The sequence below is a fragment of the Aeromonas media genome (assembly GCF_020423125.1).
GTDB lineage: Bacteria > Pseudomonadota > Gammaproteobacteria > Enterobacterales > Aeromonadaceae > Aeromonas > Aeromonas media.
Genome location: NZ_CP075564.1, coordinates 3,121,254 through 3,137,028, shown reverse-complemented (window position 1 = coordinate 3,137,028; position 15,775 = coordinate 3,121,254). Strand labels below are relative to the sequence as shown.

Genomic DNA, 15,775 nt, shown 5'->3' with positions numbered 1-15,775 from the left:
AACAGACAAGCCGGGATTGCACCCGGCCAGGAGCAAAGATGACCTCTATCGTAATCAGTGGCTCAGGCCTCTATACCCCCCCCTTTGCCGTCAGCAATGAAGAGCTGGTGGCTGCCTTCAACCAGTATGTGGATCTCTACAACGAGGAGAACGCCTCCGCCATCGACGCTGGCCAGCTGGATGCCAAGCAGCATTCGAGCTGCGAGTTCATCGAGAAGGCGTCCGGCATCAAGAGTCGCTATCTGGTGAGCAGGGAAGGGGTGCTGGATCCGGACATCATGCAGCCCCTGCTGGCGGAGCGCCCCGATGACCAGCCCTCCATCATGGTGGAGATGGCGGTGGCCGCCGCCGAACAGGCGCTGATCGCCGCCGGTCGCGAGCCGGGGGAGATAGATCTGGTCATAGTGGCGGCCTCCAACATGCCGCGCCCCTATCCGGCGCTGGCCATCGAGCTGCAGCACTATCTGGGGGCGAGCGGCATGGCCTTTGACATGAACGTGGCCTGTTCCTCCGCCACCTTCGGCATCAAGACGGCGGCGGATCTGCTGGCGGCCGGCACCGCCAGACTGGCCCTGGTGGTGAACCCCGAGATCTGCTCGGGGCACCTCAATTTCCGGGATAGAGACAGCCACTTCATCTTTGGCGACGCCTGCACCGTCGTGCTGCTGGAGCGGGAAGAAGATTGCAAGGTGGCCAACCCCTGGCAACTGGTGGCGAGCAAGCTGGTGACCCAGTACTCCAACAACATCCGCAACAACTTCGGCTTCCTGAACCGATTCAGTCCGCGCACCCGCTACGGGGATGACAAGCTGTTCCGCCAGCAGGGGCGCAAGGTGTTCAAGGAGGTGCTGCCTCTGGTGTGCACACAGATAGAGGAACAGCTGGGGGAGCAGGGCTGGCAGGCGGGGGAGCTGAACCGCCTCTGGCTCCATCAGGCCAACCTCACCATGAACCAGTTCATCGGCCGCAAGCTGCTGGGCCACGACGCCAGCCAGCAGGAGGCGCCGGTGATCCTCGACAGCTATGGCAACACCAGCTCGGCGGGCTCCATCATCGCCTTCCACCTGTTCAACCAGGACCTGCCTAGCGGGGCCCGTGGTGTGCTCTGCTCCTTCGGCGCCGGTTATTCCATCGGCAGCCTGTTGTTGCAACGCCTCTGAGTACCGCCATCCGGCGGTGGCAGCAAAAAACCACCCGAGCGGGTGGTTTTTTTATTGGCCGGGGCCGGTGAAGATCAGGCGGGCTCTATGGCCGACACCAGGCATTCCGGTTCTTTTATCTGAAATCGCACGTTTACATCGAACAATCTGACACCGTACTCCTTGTCGTCCGGCTTGCCCTTCTTGTAGGCGGGACGGGGATCCTGGGCCAGCACCTCGCTCACCAGCTGGCGCAGCTCGGGGTGGGCCTTGAGCCAGGGCATGAGCTGCAGCTCCGCCTCGGGGGTGAAGCTCACCATCAATGGCGGGGTTGGGGCCTCGGGGGCGAAGCCACCCCGGGCGTGGGGAAGGCTGTCGGCATAGGGAATGTAGGGCTTGATGTCGACCACAGGGGTGCCGTCCAGCAGATCCACGGCGCCGAGGTCGAGCCACAGCTTGCCACGCTCACGGCCCACCCCGTGCAGCTCTACCACGGAGAGGCCGAGCGGGTTGGGGCGGAAGGTGGAGCGGGTGGCAAAGACCCCGACCCGCTCGTTGCCGCCAAGGCGCGGCGGACGCACCGTCGGGTGCCAGCCCTGGGCCATGGTCTGGTGAAACACGAAGCTGAGCCAGAGGTGGGAAAACTGCTCTATGCCGCGCAGCACGTCCGGCTGATCGTAGGGAGGCAGCAGCTCCAGGCGGGCGCGGGCCGATTTGACCAGGCCGGGCTGGCGGGGGATGGCGAACTTCTCCTTGTAGGGAGAGCGGATGATCCCGAGTGTGTCTATATCGAACTTCATGGCGGATCCTGGCTGAAAACCCCGGCAATGTAGCACAGGCGGACCGAAAACGCAGGCGTCGCCACAGTCGTGGCCCCCTGTGATCCCGGTCGCAGAGCGCGGCATCCGAGGCTGTGTCCTGGCGTTAACTTGCGTAGGGTGGGGGAAGAACGGGGATTGGCCGGGGTCATGGCACCGCGGCGCACAGGAGAGACAGGGATGAAACTGCTGATTATCGGCGGCACCGGTTTTTTGGGCCGCCACCTCACCTCGCTGGCCCTGGATTGGGGTCATGAGGTGACGCTGTACAATCGGGGTCACCGCCAGCATCCTGACTGGCGCGAGCTGACCCAACTGCAGGGGGACAGGGATCAGAGCCTGGATCCCTTGCTGGGGGAGGGACTGCACTGGGATCTGGCCATAGACACCTGCTGCTATGACCCAGCGCAGGCGGCCAGCCTCTCGACGGCCCTGCTCGGGCGTTGTGAGCGCCTCATCTTCATCTCCACCATCAGCGTCTATCGGGACTTCGCCCGGCCCGAGATGGACGAGTCGGCGCCGCTGCACCAGGTGGCCCCCGGCGAGTCAGCCAGCGGCTACGGTCCGCTCAAGGTCTTGTGCGAGGCAGAGTATCGGACCCGCTGGGGGGAGCGGCTCTGCATACTGCGCCCCGGCGTGCTGTGCGGCCCCTTCGACCCGACCGGCCGTCTGGCCTGGTGGGTGCAACGAGTGCAGCAAGGAGGACCCTGGCTGCTGCCGGGGGAGGGGCAGGACAGGCTGCAATATCTGGACGTGCGAGACTGCGCCGAGTTCGTGCTGCGGGCCGCCGAGCAGCGACTGGAGGGCTGCTTCAACCTCGTCAAGCCCGGCATCGCCCTGGTGGACTGGGTTGAGCGTCTGGCGGCCCGCCTTATGCCGGCCTCCCCCCTGCAACCGGAGTGGATCCCCTGGCCTGCCCTGATCGCGGCCGGGGTCGAACCCTGGCAGAGCTATCCCACGCTGCTGCCCAACACCCAGGCCGAGTTTGCCGGCTATGGCAGCATCAGCGCCGAGGCCGCCATCGTCCACGGCCTGAACTTCCGACCGCTGGAGGAGACGGTGGCCGATCTGGTGGCGTGGCTGGCCAGCAACGAGCAGACGACTACGACGGGCATGGCTCTGGCCGAGGAGGCGGCGCTGCGGCAGCGCGTGCTGGAGCGTTCACCGTCATAGGTCGGCAGGGGGAAGCGCAGAGGCAAAACGAGAGAGGGCAGGGTGCCCTCTTTGCCCTGGCGTCAGCGCAGCAGCGCGCCGCACTCTGCCAGCAGTGCCTTGAGCACGGCGCGATGGCAGCGGGACTCCTGCTCGCAGTAGCAGCCCACTGACAGGTTGGTAGTGTGGGAGAGTGCCGCCAGCAGCTCTAGATCGTGGCGGGCAGCGGGGCTCGCCATCTCGGCCTTGTACTGCTTGCAGAAGGCAGCCCACTGGGCCGGGGTCTCGGCGGCCTGACCGAGCTTCATGGTCTCGGCGCTGGGGGCCAGGTTGGGGAACCAGACGTCGTACCAATCCTGGCTGGCAAAATCGCTCTTGGGCACGCCGCGGGGCGGGCGGCGCACTGTGCCGATGCGCAGTCCCTCATCGGGGAGACGGGGGCTGCCGAGGCGGACGATGGCGAGGGCCATGTCGAGACCTTACTTCTCTTCGGCCACTTTTAGCGCCTGACCGTAGCAGATCACCTGCTTCAGGCAGCCCGGCACGTCGCTGAACTCGGCGCACTTGTCGAAGCTGACGCCGTTGCCGCCCATGTCGGCCACGCGGCGGCGGGCCAGGGTGCGGGCCTCGCCGGCATTGGGCACCGCCTGATTGGCGTCGGCCTGGCAGGACTCGCCCTCGACTGTGCCGAGGTAGAGGTAGTTGAGGTCGGCGAGCTGGTTCTGCTCATAGATCCGGACGCCGCCCGGCTTGAAATACTCGTCGAAGTTTTCCTTGTCCAGATTGCTGTTGAAGGCGAAGTCGGCACAACCGGAGGCAATCAGGGGCATCATCAGGATCAGGCGTTTCATGTCGAGGTCTTGTTGAACAGTGAGGGGGCCATTATAGGGGTCAGTCGCTGCCTGCGACCAGCCCCATTTTTCGCCCGGGAGGCGAGCTGTGACGGGGATCTTGGCACTCTCCACAAGACAAGGGGCAGATCCCTGCCCCTTGTTCATTGGCTTTCATCAGGCGGGAGCCAGCCGCTGGTGCAGGCTGCGGTAGTAGTCATCTTCCAGCAACGCCTGGTGCGGGGCGCAGAGGCGGATCTTGCCCTCTTCCATCAGGGCCACCCTGTCCATCTGCTCCAGCCCCAGCAGGCGGTGGGAGATGAGCAGCAGGGAGCGCCTTGCCCCCAGCTTGAGCAGCAGGGCCATGATCTCCCGCTCGGTCTGGCTGTCGAGCCCCTCGGTCGGCTCATCCAGCAGCCAGAGCGGGGCGTCGTGCAGCAGGGCGCGGGCGATGCCGATGCGGCGGCGCTCGCCGCCGGAGAGGGGGCGGCCGCCATCCCCGAGCCAGGCGTCCAGCCCGCTCTCGGCCTCTTCATCTTCCCCTGCCAGCAGGGTGGCGAGACCCACCTGAGTGAGGACTTCGGTCAGCCGCTCGTCGCTGGCGTCGGGGGCGGCCAGCTTGAGGTTGCCGCGCAGGGTATCGGCAAACAGATGCACCCGCTGGCTCACCACCGAGCAGGAGGCGCGCAGTGCCCCTTCGCCATACCGGGTCAGGGGCTTGCCATCCAGCAGTATCTCGCCGGTCTGCGCCGTCCACTCCCGGGTCAGCAGCCCCATCAGGGTGGACTTGCCACACCCTGTCTGCCCCAGCAGCGCCAGCTTCTCGCCGGGGTTCAGTTGCAGGTTACAGCCTCGCAGCACCGGGCCGTCCTGGCCGGGATAGGTAAAATGGAGGTCCCGTATCTGCAAGGCGCCTTGGGTCGCGGGGGCTTGCTCCTCTCCCCACTCTGGTGCCTTGGCCTCCTGCAGTATCTCGTTGAGACGACGGGCCGAGGTGAGGCTGGTGGAGAGGTGCTGGAAGGCACCCGCCAGGGGCAGCAGCGCCTCGAAGCTCGCCAGGGTGGCGAACACCATGAGCGCCGTGATGGGATCCGGGGTGCCACCGCCGACGCCGTGACCGGCGAGCCACAGCATCAGGGTCAGGGTCCAGCCGCTGAGCAGCTGGACCGAGAAGCTGGCGAGGCCGCTCACCCTGGCCATGCGGGCCTGGGCCTGGATCAGGGCCTGTTCGGCCTGTTGCAGCTCGATCAGCGCCTTGGGGGCGGCGGCAAACATCTGCAGCTCGGCATGGCCGTCCAAGTAATCCACCATGCGGGTGCGCATGGTGGATTTCTCGGCGATGAGTCGACGACCGGGGGCCCGGCCGGCGAAATAGAACACCAGCGGCAGGGCCAGCATGCCAAAGAGCAGTATGGCCCCCAGGGTCAGCGCCAGGCGGCTGTCGAAGAAGGAGAGGAAGAATACCAGCCCGGCACAGCTGAGCAGAGCCGCTCCTATGGGAGTGACGAGGCGCAGGTAGACGTGATCCATGGCGTCGATGTCGGCCACCAGACGGTTGAGCAGATCCGCCTGACGAAAACCGGCCAGGGTGCCGGGGGAGAGGGGGGAGAGCCTTTGCCAGAACCAGACCCGCAGCCGGGTGAGCACCCGGAAGGTGGCGTCGTGGCTAACCACCCGCTCGCCCCAGCGGCTGGCGGTGCGCACTATGGAGAAGAAGCGCACCCCGCCTGCCGGGGTCATGTAGTTGAAGGTGTCCCGGCTGGCGACCGCCAGCCCCGCCACGGCGGCGGCGGAGAGGAACCAGCCTGAGAGGGAGAGCAGCCCCATACCGGCCACCAGGGTGACCAGGGCCAGCAGCAGGCCGAGGGAGAGGCTGAGCCAGTGCTGGCGGTAGAGACGCAGGAACGGCAGTAGATCAGTCATCGAGAGAATCCCCTGAACGTTGGGATAGCAGACGGGCGAAGGGCCCCTGTGCCTGGCAGAGTTGCGCGAAGTGGCCTTGCTCCACCAGCTGGCCGCGCTCCAGCACCAGTATGTTGTCCATCTGGCTGAGCTGATCGAGGCGGTGGGTGATCATCAGCAGGGTCTGGCCTTTCGCAGCGTCTTCGAGCGTGCTCATGATGGCGCGTTCGGAGTGGCGATCCAGGCTGGCAGTGGGTTCATCCAGCACCATCAACTGGGTGGACTTGAGCAGGGTGCGGGCCAGGGCGAGGCGCTGGGCCTGGCCGACGGAGAGGCCCCCGGCCTGATCCCCGACCGGGTAGTCGAATCCTTTCTCCTTGGCAAATTCCCAGGCCTGGGCCCGCACCAGGGCGGCTTCCAGCTCGGCATCGCTGGCCGTGGGCCTGGCCAGCAGCAGGTTGTCTCTCAGGGAGGCGTGGAACAGCTGGGGGTTCTGGGAGAGCCAGCCCAGTTGCAGCCGCCACTGGCTCATGTCCAGCTCGGCGAGCTCCTGGCCGTTGACACGGAGCGAACCGCGATAGGGGGCAAAGCCGAGCAGGGCGTTGACCAGGGAGCTCTTGCCGGCCCCGCTGATCCCGACCAGGGCTGTGCGCGTGCCTGCCTCAAGGGTGAAATCGATGGGGCCGACCAGCACCTTGCCCTCGGCGCTCAGCACCTCCAGAGCGCGGGCCTCCACCCTGATGGGGCCATCGGCCTGGAAGGGGGCACTCCCTGAGGCCGGTTCGCTGACTTCGGCCTCGAGAAACTCCAGCAACTGCTCGGCGGCGCCTATGGCCTGGGCCTTGGCGTGGTAGTGGGCGCCGAGTTCCCGCAGCGGCGCGTAAAACTCGGGAGCGAGAAACAGCACGAACAAGCCGGTAAAGAGCGTTACCTTGACGCCATAGTTGCCAAAGTTGAGGTGATCTATGTAAGAGAAGCCGAAGTAGACCGCCACCAGGGCCACCGCGATGGCGGCGAAGAACTCCAGCACGGCCGTGCTCAGGAAGGCGAGCCGCAGCACCTCCATGGTTCGCTCCCGAAAATCTTCCGAGGCGTCGCGAATGGCTTCACCCTCCGCCTGGGTACGCATGAAGAGCTGCAGGGTACGCAAGCCCTTGAGTCTGTCGAGGAAGTGGCCGGAGAGCCGCGCCAGGGACTGGAAGTTGCGGCGGTTGGCATCGGCGGCGCCGACGCCCACCAGGATCATGAAGAGTGGGATGAGGGGCGCGGTGCCGAGCAAGATGATGCCAGCGGCCCAGTTGACCGGGAACACGGCCACCAGGATCACCAGGGGAATGAAGACGGCTATGGCCATCTGGGGCAGATAGCGGGAGAAGAACTCCTGCATCTCTTCAATCTGCTCGAGCAGCAGGCTGGCCCAGCTGCCGGCGGGGCGGCGCTGGATATAAGCTGGCCCGAGGCGGGCGAGGCGGGTGAGCACCAGCTCGCGGATGGCCTGGCGCACCGTACTGCCCGCCTTGAAGCTTGCCACCTCACGGCCATAGGCCAGTGCGGCCTTGGTCAGGGTCACCAGCAGCAGGGCGATAAAGAGGGGAATGGACTGCTCGGGCGTGGTGCCTTCGATGATGAAGCCGTGGAGCAGGGTGGCCAGCAGCCAGGCCTGCATCACCATCAGTATGCCCTGGCCCATGCCCAGACCAATGGAAAGACCGATCCAGCGCCGGCCATGACCAGATTGTTTGCGCAACCAGCCATAGAGATGTTTCTGCTTGTTCTTGTCCATTACCACCCTCCTCGGTCGAGTGGCGCAAGACTATCGTCGCCCCCACGGCTTGGCAACCTCGCAGATCCGGGAGTGTGAACGTCTTTGTTTGAAAAAGCAGCTGCATGCTCAATAGTTGGCCGAACAGCTTGATTTATGGCAAAAAATACGAAGGCGGTGATTGCGCTCGCCGGCAAAATGCATATAGTAGAGGCCACTGACGCGGGTGTAGTTCAATGGTAGAACGGTAGCTTCCCAAGCTGCATACGTGGGTTCGATTCCCATCACCCGCTCCACATTCTGATACCAGGTATCTGTCCCGTCTCGTTGTTGCCTACTTCTGGCACGTCTCTTAAGACGCCGATTCCATGCCTTGTATCTGCTGCGTTCCTGATGTCTTGCGGGCATCGTATAATGGCTATTACCTCAGCCTTCCAAGCTGATGATGCGGGTTCGATTCCCGCTGCCCGCTCCAGCTTTCATGCAAAAAGCCCACTCGACTGAGTGGGCTTTTTGTTTTGGCGGACCCGCGCGGTGACGGCGGCCGGAAACAGAAGAGGCGCCCGCAGGCGCCTCTCGCTTCACCGGGCAGGGGTTATTCCTGCTCCAGCTCGCCACAGAAGCGGTAGCCTTCGCCATGAATGGTGGCGATGATCTCCGGGGTGTCGCCCACGCTCTCGAAGTGCTTGCGAATGCGGCGGATGGTGACATCCACGGTACGATCGTGGGGCTTGAGCTCACGGCCTGTCATCTTCTTGAGCAGTTCGGCACGGGTCTGGATCTGGCCCGGGTTTTCGCAGAAATGCAGCATGGCGCGGAACTCGGAGCGGGGCAGCTTGAACATGTCGCCTGCCGGGCTGACCAGTGCACGGCTGTTGATATCCAGCGCCCAACCATTGAACAGGTAACGCTCCACCAGCTTCTTCTCTTCGCCACCGGCGGTCACGTTCATGGTGCGACTCAGCAGGTTGCGGGCACGGATGGTCAGCTCGCGGGGGTTGAACGGCTTGGTGATGTAGTCATCGGCGCCGATCTCCAGCCCCAGGATCTTGTCCACTTCGTTGTCACGACCGGTCAGGAACATCAGGGCGATATTGTCATCTTCACGCAGCTCGCGCGCCAGCAGCAGGCCATTCTTGCCCGGCAGGTTGATGTCCATGATCACCAGGTTGATGGTGTGGCTGGTCAGGGCTTGATGCATCTCGTCGCCATTGTTGGCTTCCAGCACTATGTAGCCTTCGGCCTCGAAGATGCTCTTGAGGGTGTTGCGGGTGACCAGCTCGTCTTCGACGATCAGAATATGTGGTGTTTGCATGAGTATTCCCAGATTCTTATCAGTTAATTATCGAAATTTTAACACTCTTTGGCGTTATCCGACCGGTCCTGAAAATTTATTACGTCATCCTGGGTATGAATGTCAGGTCGAATCATCGCGAATTTGGTATCTATGTTGGCAAACATCCCTGTGCCGCACATAGGCTCTCAACAAGTCTGATCGAGAGAAGCCTGGAAAGGTAGTCCATTACAAAAGTTGCTGCATTTTATCAGTTAACAGGCGCATAACAACACTCTTTGCCGTCAGATAGCAACTTTTTAACTCAGGTTTGATATAAGTCAATCCCGAGGTTCGCTGCATCATACGTGGGCTGGCCCGCTTTTTCGCCCTTAAGAAATGTAATGGGATGTAACATGTGGTTGACATGACTTTGTGGGAAAACTACAGAAATGTGTGTTTTATTGCCCCCTTCGCACCGCCAGTCTGGGCTGCCTATGCCATCGTCACGGCCTGGAATCCGGCCAGCCAGCGGGTGGGGATGCGCCGCAACGCCCGGCGTCAACGCGCCCTGTCACGCCACCTTGCCGATACCCTGGTGATGGGGCCCGTGTGGGGCAGCGATCCGGATGAGTGCTGGCAGGAGGCGTCCCTGTTGCTGCACATTCCTCAGGGCGAGGCCATCCGACTGGCCGCCCGCTTCGGGCAGAATGCCCTCTACTGGGTGGTAGAGGGGGAGCTCTGGCTGGTGCCCGTTCTGCTGAAGGGGGCGCCATGCCATCTTGGCAGACTGACTTCCCGCTGGATGCTCAGAGCCTCCGCATGATGAGAGGCTGGACGGGAGCCACACCATCCGGGGATGTCGGTTGCCCGCTGGATTGTCAGCCTGTCCACATGATGAAAGAATGAGCGGACTCATTCACTCCATGGAAGGATGCTGACCATGCTGGATCTACTGCCCGACCTTTGCGATCAACATGGCGATGCCCTGCAGGTGGCAGAGCCGCTGTTTTACGATTATGGCGGCAAGCCGCTGTTTTATGGCGAGGCGGTCACTCTCTCCTGCTTCGAGGACAACAGCCTGGTGCGGGAGCTGGTGGCGAGCCCCGGTCATGGCAAGGTGATGGTGATCGACGGCGGTGGCTCCCTGCGCCGGGCGCTGCTGGGGGACCAACTGGCCATCAAGGCGGTGGAGCAGGGATGGGAAGGGATCCTGATCCACGGCGCCGTGCGAGATGTGGGCACCTTGGCGACGCTGGCGCTGGGAGTCAAGGCGCTGGCGGCCTGTCCGGTCAAAACCGAGAAACGCGGACAGGGCGAGCTGGATGTGGTGCTGTCCTTTGCCGGGGTCAGCATAGCGCCGGGGGATTATGTCTACGCCGATCTCAATGGCGTGCTGGTCAGTGGCGCCAGGCTCCTCTGATCCCTCAGAAGTTGAAACCTACCCCCAGGGTGAGGAACTGCTCGGTGCTGAAGGCACTAAGGCCGTAGTTGGCGGTGATGGCCAACTGCGGTGTCACCAGCAGGCTGCTGTTGAGCTCCACCAGGGTGCTGGGCTTGCTCACCTCCAGCTGTTTGAGCTGGCTGCCGATGTTCAGTGAGGGGGATAGGCGGTAGCGCACCCCCGAGCTGATATTGAAGCCGGCCTGCTCGCTGTGGCTGCCCACTGCCGGTCCGGCCTCCATGTAGAGGCTGATATCATCCTCTACCGGATATTGGTAGCCGGTGTTGATGAGCCAGATATCGAAATTGTCGCCCGTATGGGCCTGGTTGCCGAGCAGTACGCCGGAATAGCTTTTCACGTAGAGCTGGCTGTCGGCTTCGTTTTTGAGGAAATCCCAGTCGGCGGCCTGGGCCGAAAAAGTGAGACCGAATGCGAGTGCGATGACGAGAGACTTGACCATTCGTTTCCCCTCCCTGGGTCCGGAACAGGACTACAAGCATGGCACATGCCAGCAGGGAGTAAAGGGAACCCCGATCACAATAAAAGAGTTTTGATGGGCGCCAGAGTCATGATAAACAGGCCCCTCACTCTGTGTCTTCACGACTTTCTCCATCACGAGGTGAACTCATGAACAAGAAACTGACCCTGCTGGCTGCCATGGCCCTGGGAGGCTGCGCCATGGCAACGGGTTCTACCCTGGCAGAGCTGCAAGCATCGACCTGGCAGTTGCAAGGGGCGAGCGGTGATACCTTCACCCTGCAGGTCGCCGGCGACAAGGTGGCAGGCAAGGGCGGCTGCAACCGCTACTTTGGCGGCATCACAGAGCAGGGGGACGGTATTCTGGCTCTGGGCCCCATGGGGGCGACTCGCATGATGTGTACAGGGGATCTGGCCGGCAAGGAGATGAACTACCTGCAGGCGCTGGAGAAGGTGGCAAGCTTCCAGATAAGCGGCAAACAGCTGGTGCTGAAGAGTGCCGAGCAGGCGACGCTGCTGACCTTCGATGCGGTGAAATAAACGGGTATGTTGTCAGGGATTGTCGCAGCCTGACACCAGCCCCAAAGACGCCACGGCGTAATGCCAGTCAGTTAAGTTTGACTAGCATTTTTTTATTCGCTTTTTTCATATTCTCCTTCTGTGACCTTGCCTTCACACTGCACGGCCAATATCGCTCTCTTCTGATGGGCAGAACAAACAACCTCGCTTGTGGCTCAAGGTCCGCTCCCCGCCTTGGGAGATTGCCCGCTGACACATACGGCATGCAGCACCGTCATGGATGAGGAACGCCGACGCCATATGAAAACTCAGCTGACTCGTCGTGTCTCTCTTCAGGCTCGCCGCCATCTTCACCATCTGGCTGTGCGACAGGTTGTACGCTGGCAGTGCATTCATCGATCTTGCCTTATACCCACCGCCTCCTTGCTGTTGAGGGTGCGGGTCAGCAGGCGGGCCTCCGCGGCCCACCTGCCAGATAGTTGGGGGATGCATGATGTGAGTAATTGCAGCTCCCCCTTGCCCGTCAGGTGCGTCTGGTCGCCAGATTGACAAAGATCTGGGCGCCAATCAGCAGGCAGTCATCGTCCAGGTAATAGGGATTGGCGTGCAGGTAGTTGCAGATCCCCTTGGCTTGATTGCCGCTGCCGAGGAAGAACATGGCCCCCTTGCGATCCGGGGTGGCGTTGATCATGTAGCTGAAGTCTTCGCTGCCTGTCATGGGTTGACCCTGGGCATTGATGCACTCGGCGGGCAGCACCTCGGCGGCGGCTTGCAGCAGGCGCTCGCAGGCCCCAGCGTGGTTCTCCACCGCCGGGTAGCCGGCATGGACCATGGTGGTCTTGAAGCCGCGCAGCTCGCTCTGGGCGATGATGTCCCTGAAGCTGTTTTTCAGGATCCGGTCGGTCTCGGCGTCCATGGCACGTATGGTGCCACGGGCCTGCACATGGTCGGCCACCGCGTTGGGAATGGTGCCGCCGTTGATCATGCCGCAGCCGAACACCGCCGGGCTGAACGGGCTGGTACGCTTGGCGACGATGTAGTCCATGTCCTCGATGATGCGCACCGCCTCGCGGATGGCATCCAGCCCCTTGTGGGGGGTGGAGCCGTGGGCGGAGATGCCGTGTACATCCAGGGTCCAGGCCGAGCCCCAGGAGGACATGGCCCCCTGGTTGAACTTGATGGTGCCCGTCTCCATGGCGCCGTCGTTGTGCAGGGCATAGACCTCGTCCACCCCTTTCATGCAGCCGAGCTCCACCATCTTCTCGGCCCCCGGCACCCGCATGTCCTCCTCCGCCATCTGGAAGATGACGCGAACGTTGTAGCGCAGCCGCTCCCGGTGACCTGCCAGGAATTTCGCCGCGGTCAGGGCGATCGCCATGTGGGAGTCATGGCCGCAGTTGTGGGCCATCCCCTCATGGGTGGACTTGAACGCCACCTCGCTCATGTCATGCATCTCCAGGCCATCCATGTCGGCGCGAAACGCTATGGTGGGCAGGCTGGGGTCTATGTGCAGATCCCCGTGAAAACCAGTGAAGCCCGGGTAGTCGGTGATCCTGTAGCCGAACTCTTCCATCAATCCCCGGCAGTAGGCGGAGGTCTTGAACTCGGCCCCGGAGTATTCCGGGATGCGGTGCAGGTGGTGGCGCACCTCGTGGCTGAAACCGCGCAGAGCCAACAGGTCAGGTTCGATATGGTAGTGGTTCATCAGATGATCCCTTGAATGGAGAAACCGAGCTGGGCAACCAGGGAGGCGCCGAAGAAGCAGCAGGTGGAGACGATCATGAAGATGAGGATCACCTTCCACGACATCTTCTTGAGCTCCTCCAGCTGACCGCCCACCGAGAGGCCGGCGAAGGCCAAGAGCGGCACGCAGCAGGAGAGGAAGGAGATTTTGGCCACGGCATCGATGAAGAGGCCGCGCACCGGCGTCTCGGGCAGGCAGATGAGGATGCCGATGATGGTGGCATAGGCATAGGCAAAGGCTGGCAGGGACGAGGGCAGGTAGCGCTTGGCCACCAGGGAGGCGAACACCACCAGGGACATGGCGATGAAGCTGTCACCCATGAGCCAGAGCGGGGTGCCTGTGGTCAGGGTCTGGGTAAACATGGCCAGCAGGATCGCCAGAAAGACGAAGCGCATATCCATCACGATGCTTTTCATGCTTTCGCTCCTTTGTCAGTCAGCGCATAGATCTTCTCGGCAAGGGGCAGCCCCAGATAGGTGAGGGAGAGGGCACCTAGGGCCGATGAGAGCAGGTTGGAGGCGGCGGCTATGCTCAGCACCTGCTGGGCCAGTGCCTCGTCGAGGCCGTTGATCAGGGCACCGGAGGCGGCGCTCAGCATGGAGCCTGAGCCCACGCCGGAACCGGCGGCCAGGGCCAGCGGATGCAGGCCTGTGAGGGGCGCTATGCTGCCGAGCACGCTGAACCAGAGGGTGCCGATGACGGAGCCGCACAGGTAGATGGCGAGCACGCCTATGTACTCCTGGGATCCGGTGCCGAATCTGCCCTGGATCACCGCAACCGAGGGTTTACGGCTGATGGAGGAGCAGGCCTCGATAGCGCGGCGACCGAAGCCGAACTTCACCGCCAGCGGAATGGCGATCAGGATGGGCAGGAGGTTGCCTATCTCCTGCAGGAAGAGCGGCACGCCGACGCTCAGGATCATCTTGAGGTTGGGGATGATCATGCCCGCATACTGAGTACCCAGGATCAGCAGGCTGAAGCCCACCATCTTGCCGCAGAAACCCTCTTCCTTCTCGCCAAAGAGGCGCTTCCAGCCGGGGATGCGATCCTTGACCGGCTTGGTGGAGACTATCATGCCGATGATGACGGCAAAGAGCATGGGCAGTATGGGGATGATGGCGATGCCTATCCTGATCTCCTGTTTCCCGATGAGGTACTGGGCCACGAAGATCAGCAGGGCGGTCGCCAGGGTACTGACTAACACCGTTTTGAGTGGGCTGGTTTGCTGCATAGTGTGTTCTCTTGTTATGCGTTGTCATTCACGCGCGGCGCCGGCCGCTGCGAGATGGGGGCATGATAGGAAGGGCAGGGAGGCATTAATGTGACCGTCATCAAGCTGGCCATATGGCATTTTTTCATGGGGTATGCCGTTTAACCATGCTAAACATATGGTTTAACAAACCATTGGTAGCCGGTTATGCTGCGCAGTTCGGCGGTCGCAGGGGGAAGCATGGAACTGTTGATAGAAGAGGCGCTCTGGCAGCCTCGCTGGCAGGGTGCGCTGCAGGGGTGGCAGGAGCAGTGCAACCGTTGGCAGTTGCTGCGCGGCAGGGGTAGCGAGCAGCCGGCAGTGACTCCTGCGCCTTGGGCCTGCTGCCCGTCCGACGGCATCCTCTCGGCCAGCGGCCTGCTCTCCGCCTGGCTGGGGGAGGATGAGTCTCCCCTCATGACGGCGGACCCGAGCCGCCAGATCCTGATCTCTGCCTCCAGCGTCCTCCTGACCCTGGCCAAGGAGAGCGGCCTGCTCACCCTGGGGCCCAGTGGCGCGGATCTGCGACTGAGCGCGGACGACGAGCTGGCTGATGTACTGCAGCGACTGCTTGCCCGGCGCCTGTACATCCCCACATTGCATGAGCCATCGTCCGAACCAGTCTCTTGCTTGGTGCTGCGACCACTGCAGGCGGAGGATGAGACCGACATAGTGCGTTATTGCTCGGATGAGGCGCTTGCCCGCTACACCCTCAACATCCCCCATCCTTATCCACTGGAGGCGGCCCGCGACTGGCTCGCCATGAGCGGGCGCAAGGCCGCCCTCGGGCTGGGGTGGACCTGGGCCCTGACCTTGCCCACCCGTGATGAGCCGGCCCCTCTGCTCGGGGTGATCTCCTTGCACTGGCACGGTGAGCTGGCCTGGTGGGTGGGTGTGCCCTGGCAGAATCGGGGGCTGGCCACCCGGGCGGCGCAGCTGGTCAGGGCCTTTGCCTTCGAGCAGTTGCGCCTGCCCGCCCTGACCGCCCGCCACATGCCGGGCAATCTGGCCTCCGGCCGGGTGATGGCCAAGCTCGGCATGCATCATTGCGGTCGGCGGCCCGGGTCGGCACGCCAACCCGCTGAACTGGATCATTGGCGGCTGGATCTCCCGCCGCACCTGCCGGACGGCCTCAAGGGTGCGCTGGCCCCCTGGCTCGAAGACGAGCGGGTGGCGGTGGCGATCCTCCATGAGAACGAGGCCGGAGGGCAGGAGGTGGCGCTCTTCATGGAAGGAACTGAGGCGGGCGGTGAGCTGCGCCTCCCCGCAGGGCTGACGGTCAGGTGCCATCCGCTCGCCTGGCTGGCACCTGAGGTCCCCGGGATGCAGGCCCATGGTGGCGGTGTCCTGCTCAAGGATAGAGGCGAGCTTGGTCTCGGTTATCTGCTGCGATTGCTAGGGGATCCTGGCGCTTGATGTTGACGAAGCCGGTGGGAAGGGGAGGTATTGCGACGTTTGGCGCACGA

General features: G+C 63.0%; 16 protein-coding genes, 2 tRNA genes and 1 pseudogene. 8 read left to right on the top strand and 11 right to left on the bottom strand.

Annotated features, from left to right (window positions below; translation table 11 throughout):
- The first annotated feature begins 38 nt into the window (after positions 1-38).
- A complete protein-coding gene (locus tag KI797_RS14395) occupies positions 39-1,160 on the top strand; it encodes a beta-ketoacyl-ACP synthase III (RefSeq protein WP_226169820.1) in 1,122 nt (373 codons plus the stop codon).
- Positions 1,161-1,234: 74 nt separating this feature from the next.
- Here KI797_RS14395 and tsaA read toward each other — a convergent pair whose 3' ends face one another.
- Entirely contained in the window at positions 1,235-1,939 is a 705-nt protein-coding gene (tsaA, locus tag KI797_RS14390) for a tRNA (N6-threonylcarbamoyladenosine(37)-N6)-methyltransferase TrmO (RefSeq protein ID WP_171269259.1), read from the bottom strand.
- A gap of 198 nt (positions 1,940-2,137) precedes the next feature.
- Between tsaA and KI797_RS14385 the strand changes: the two genes are divergently transcribed.
- Entirely contained in the window at positions 2,138-3,130 is a 993-nt protein-coding gene (locus KI797_RS14385; RefSeq protein ID WP_182785946.1) for an NAD-dependent epimerase/dehydratase family protein, read from the top strand.
- Between the two features lie 62 nt (positions 3,131-3,192).
- Here the strand turns inward: KI797_RS14385 and KI797_RS14380 are convergent, their stop codons facing one another.
- From KI797_RS14380 to cydD, 4 genes are all read right to left on the bottom strand, one after another.
- Positions 3,193-3,579 (bottom strand): DUF488 domain-containing protein, encoded by a 387-nt coding sequence (locus KI797_RS14380; RefSeq protein WP_182785944.1) that lies wholly within the window; start codon positions 3,577-3,579, stop codon positions 3,193-3,195.
- A 9-nt stretch (positions 3,580-3,588) separates the two neighbouring features.
- Entirely contained in the window at positions 3,589-3,960 is a 372-nt protein-coding gene (gene rcsF / locus KI797_RS14375; protein ID WP_005325859.1) for an Rcs stress response system protein RcsF, read from the bottom strand.
- Positions 3,961-4,116: 156 nt separating this feature from the next.
- Positions 4,117-5,862, bottom strand: coding sequence for a heme ABC transporter ATP-binding protein/permease CydC (cydC, locus tag KI797_RS14370; protein ID WP_182785942.1), 1,746 nt, complete (start codon positions 5,860-5,862; stop codon positions 4,117-4,119).
- Positions 5,855-7,624: a heme ABC transporter permease/ATP-binding protein CydD gene (gene cydD, locus KI797_RS14365; RefSeq protein ID WP_226169819.1), complete on the bottom strand. Its 1,770-nt coding sequence runs from the start codon at positions 7,622-7,624 to the stop codon at positions 5,855-5,857. Before cydD ends, cydC begins: the two co-directional genes overlap by 8 nt.
- A gap of 201 nt (positions 7,625-7,825) precedes the next feature.
- Between cydD and KI797_RS14360 the strand changes: the two genes are divergently transcribed.
- A tRNA-Gly gene (locus KI797_RS14360) sits at positions 7,826-7,899 on the top strand.
- A gap of 104 nt (positions 7,900-8,003) precedes the next feature.
- Positions 8,004-8,078, top strand: a tRNA-Gly gene (locus tag KI797_RS14355).
- A gap of 120 nt (positions 8,079-8,198) precedes the next feature.
- On the opposite strand, the gene arcA is transcribed toward KI797_RS14355, so the two are convergent.
- Positions 8,199-8,918 carry a two-component system response regulator ArcA gene (arcA, locus tag KI797_RS14350; protein ID WP_005325853.1) on the bottom strand — a complete coding sequence of 240 codons (720 nt, stop codon included), beginning with the start codon at positions 8,916-8,918 and terminating at the stop codon, positions 8,199-8,201.
- A 385-nt stretch (positions 8,919-9,303) separates the two neighbouring features.
- Between arcA and KI797_RS14345 the strand changes: the two genes are divergently transcribed.
- Positions 9,304-9,702, top strand: coding sequence for a DUF3293 domain-containing protein (locus KI797_RS14345; protein ID WP_182785938.1), 399 nt, complete (start codon positions 9,304-9,306; stop codon positions 9,700-9,702).
- A 117-nt stretch (positions 9,703-9,819) separates the two neighbouring features.
- The gene (locus tag KI797_RS14340) at positions 9,820-10,299 is read left to right on the top strand and encodes a putative 4-hydroxy-4-methyl-2-oxoglutarate aldolase (protein WP_226169818.1); all 480 of its coding nucleotides are present in this window, start codon (positions 9,820-9,822) and stop codon (positions 10,297-10,299) included.
- 4 nt (positions 10,300-10,303) lie between these two features.
- Here KI797_RS14340 and KI797_RS14335 read toward each other — a convergent pair whose 3' ends face one another.
- Positions 10,304-10,780, bottom strand: coding sequence for a hypothetical protein (locus KI797_RS14335; protein WP_005325850.1), 477 nt, complete (start codon positions 10,778-10,780; stop codon positions 10,304-10,306).
- Positions 10,781-10,947: 167 nt separating this feature from the next.
- Here KI797_RS14335 and KI797_RS14330 point away from each other — a divergent pair, with 167 nt between their 5' ends.
- Entirely contained in the window at positions 10,948-11,337 is a 390-nt protein-coding gene (locus tag KI797_RS14330; RefSeq protein WP_226169817.1) for an META domain-containing protein, read from the top strand.
- A gap of 71 nt (positions 11,338-11,408) precedes the next feature.
- On the opposite strand, the pseudogene KI797_RS14325 reads toward KI797_RS14330, so the two are convergent.
- The 4 genes and pseudogenes from KI797_RS14325 to KI797_RS14310 all read right to left on the bottom strand — a co-directional run.
- Positions 11,409-11,753: pseudogene (locus tag KI797_RS14325) on the bottom strand (IS4 family transposase); the annotation flags it as partial.
- Positions 11,754-11,839: 86 nt separating this feature from the next.
- The gene (locus KI797_RS14320; RefSeq protein WP_226169815.1) at positions 11,840-13,021 is read right to left on the bottom strand and encodes a M20 metallopeptidase family protein; all 1,182 of its coding nucleotides are present in this window, start codon (positions 13,019-13,021) and stop codon (positions 11,840-11,842) included.
- Positions 13,021-13,476: a hypothetical protein gene (locus tag KI797_RS14315; protein ID WP_226169813.1), complete on the bottom strand. Its 456-nt coding sequence runs from the start codon at positions 13,474-13,476 to the stop codon at positions 13,021-13,023. The genes KI797_RS14320 and KI797_RS14315 overlap by 1 nt, the downstream gene beginning before the upstream one ends.
- Entirely contained in the window at positions 13,473-14,291 is an 819-nt protein-coding gene (locus KI797_RS14310) for a DUF3100 domain-containing protein (protein ID WP_226169812.1), read from the bottom strand. The genes KI797_RS14315 and KI797_RS14310 overlap by 4 nt, the downstream gene beginning before the upstream one ends.
- Before the next feature lie 219 nt (positions 14,292-14,510).
- Here KI797_RS14310 and KI797_RS14305 point away from each other — a divergent pair, with 219 nt between their 5' ends.
- On the top strand, positions 14,511-15,725 hold the full coding sequence (locus KI797_RS14305) for a GNAT family N-acetyltransferase (RefSeq protein WP_226169811.1): 1,215 nt from the start codon (positions 14,511-14,513) through the stop codon (positions 15,723-15,725).
- The last annotated feature ends 50 nt before the right edge of the window (positions 15,726-15,775 follow it).

What these genes read in the sequence shown, in the direction of transcription:
- KI797_RS14395 (WP_226169820.1), top strand. Translation starts at nt 39, where the DNA reads ATGACCTCTATCGTAATCAGTGGCTCAGGCCTCTATACCCCCCCCTTT.
- tsaA (WP_171269259.1), bottom strand. Translation starts at nt 1,939, where the DNA reads ATGAAGTTCGATATAGACACACTCGGGATCATCCGCTCTCCCTACAAG.
- KI797_RS14385 (WP_182785946.1), top strand. Translation starts at nt 2,138, where the DNA reads ATGAAACTGCTGATTATCGGCGGCACCGGTTTTTTGGGCCGCCACCTC.
- KI797_RS14380 (WP_182785944.1), bottom strand. Translation starts at nt 3,579, where the DNA reads ATGGCCCTCGCCATCGTCCGCCTCGGCAGCCCCCGTCTCCCCGATGAG.
- rcsF (WP_005325859.1), bottom strand. Translation starts at nt 3,960, where the DNA reads ATGAAACGCCTGATCCTGATGATGCCCCTGATTGCCTCCGGTTGTGCC.
- cydC (WP_182785942.1), bottom strand. Translation starts at nt 5,862, where the DNA reads ATGACTGATCTACTGCCGTTCCTGCGTCTCTACCGCCAGCACTGGCTC.
- cydD (WP_226169819.1), bottom strand. Translation starts at nt 7,624, where the DNA reads ATGGACAAGAACAAGCAGAAACATCTCTATGGCTGGTTGCGCAAACAA.
- arcA (WP_005325853.1), bottom strand. Translation starts at nt 8,918, where the DNA reads ATGCAAACACCACATATTCTGATCGTCGAAGACGAGCTGGTCACCCGC.
- KI797_RS14345 (WP_182785938.1), top strand. Translation starts at nt 9,304, where the DNA reads ATGACTTTGTGGGAAAACTACAGAAATGTGTGTTTTATTGCCCCCTTC.
- KI797_RS14340 (WP_226169818.1), top strand. Translation starts at nt 9,820, where the DNA reads ATGCTGGATCTACTGCCCGACCTTTGCGATCAACATGGCGATGCCCTG.
- KI797_RS14335 (WP_005325850.1), bottom strand. Translation starts at nt 10,780, where the DNA reads ATGGTCAAGTCTCTCGTCATCGCACTCGCATTCGGTCTCACTTTTTCG.
- KI797_RS14330 (WP_226169817.1), top strand. Translation starts at nt 10,948, where the DNA reads ATGAACAAGAAACTGACCCTGCTGGCTGCCATGGCCCTGGGAGGCTGC.
- KI797_RS14320 (WP_226169815.1), bottom strand. Translation starts at nt 13,021, where the DNA reads ATGAACCACTACCATATCGAACCTGACCTGTTGGCTCTGCGCGGTTTC.
- KI797_RS14315 (WP_226169813.1), bottom strand. Translation starts at nt 13,476, where the DNA reads ATGAAAAGCATCGTGATGGATATGCGCTTCGTCTTTCTGGCGATCCTG.
- KI797_RS14310 (WP_226169812.1), bottom strand. Translation starts at nt 14,291, where the DNA reads ATGCAGCAAACCAGCCCACTCAAAACGGTGTTAGTCAGTACCCTGGCG.
- KI797_RS14305 (WP_226169811.1), top strand. Translation starts at nt 14,511, where the DNA reads ATGGAACTGTTGATAGAAGAGGCGCTCTGGCAGCCTCGCTGGCAGGGT.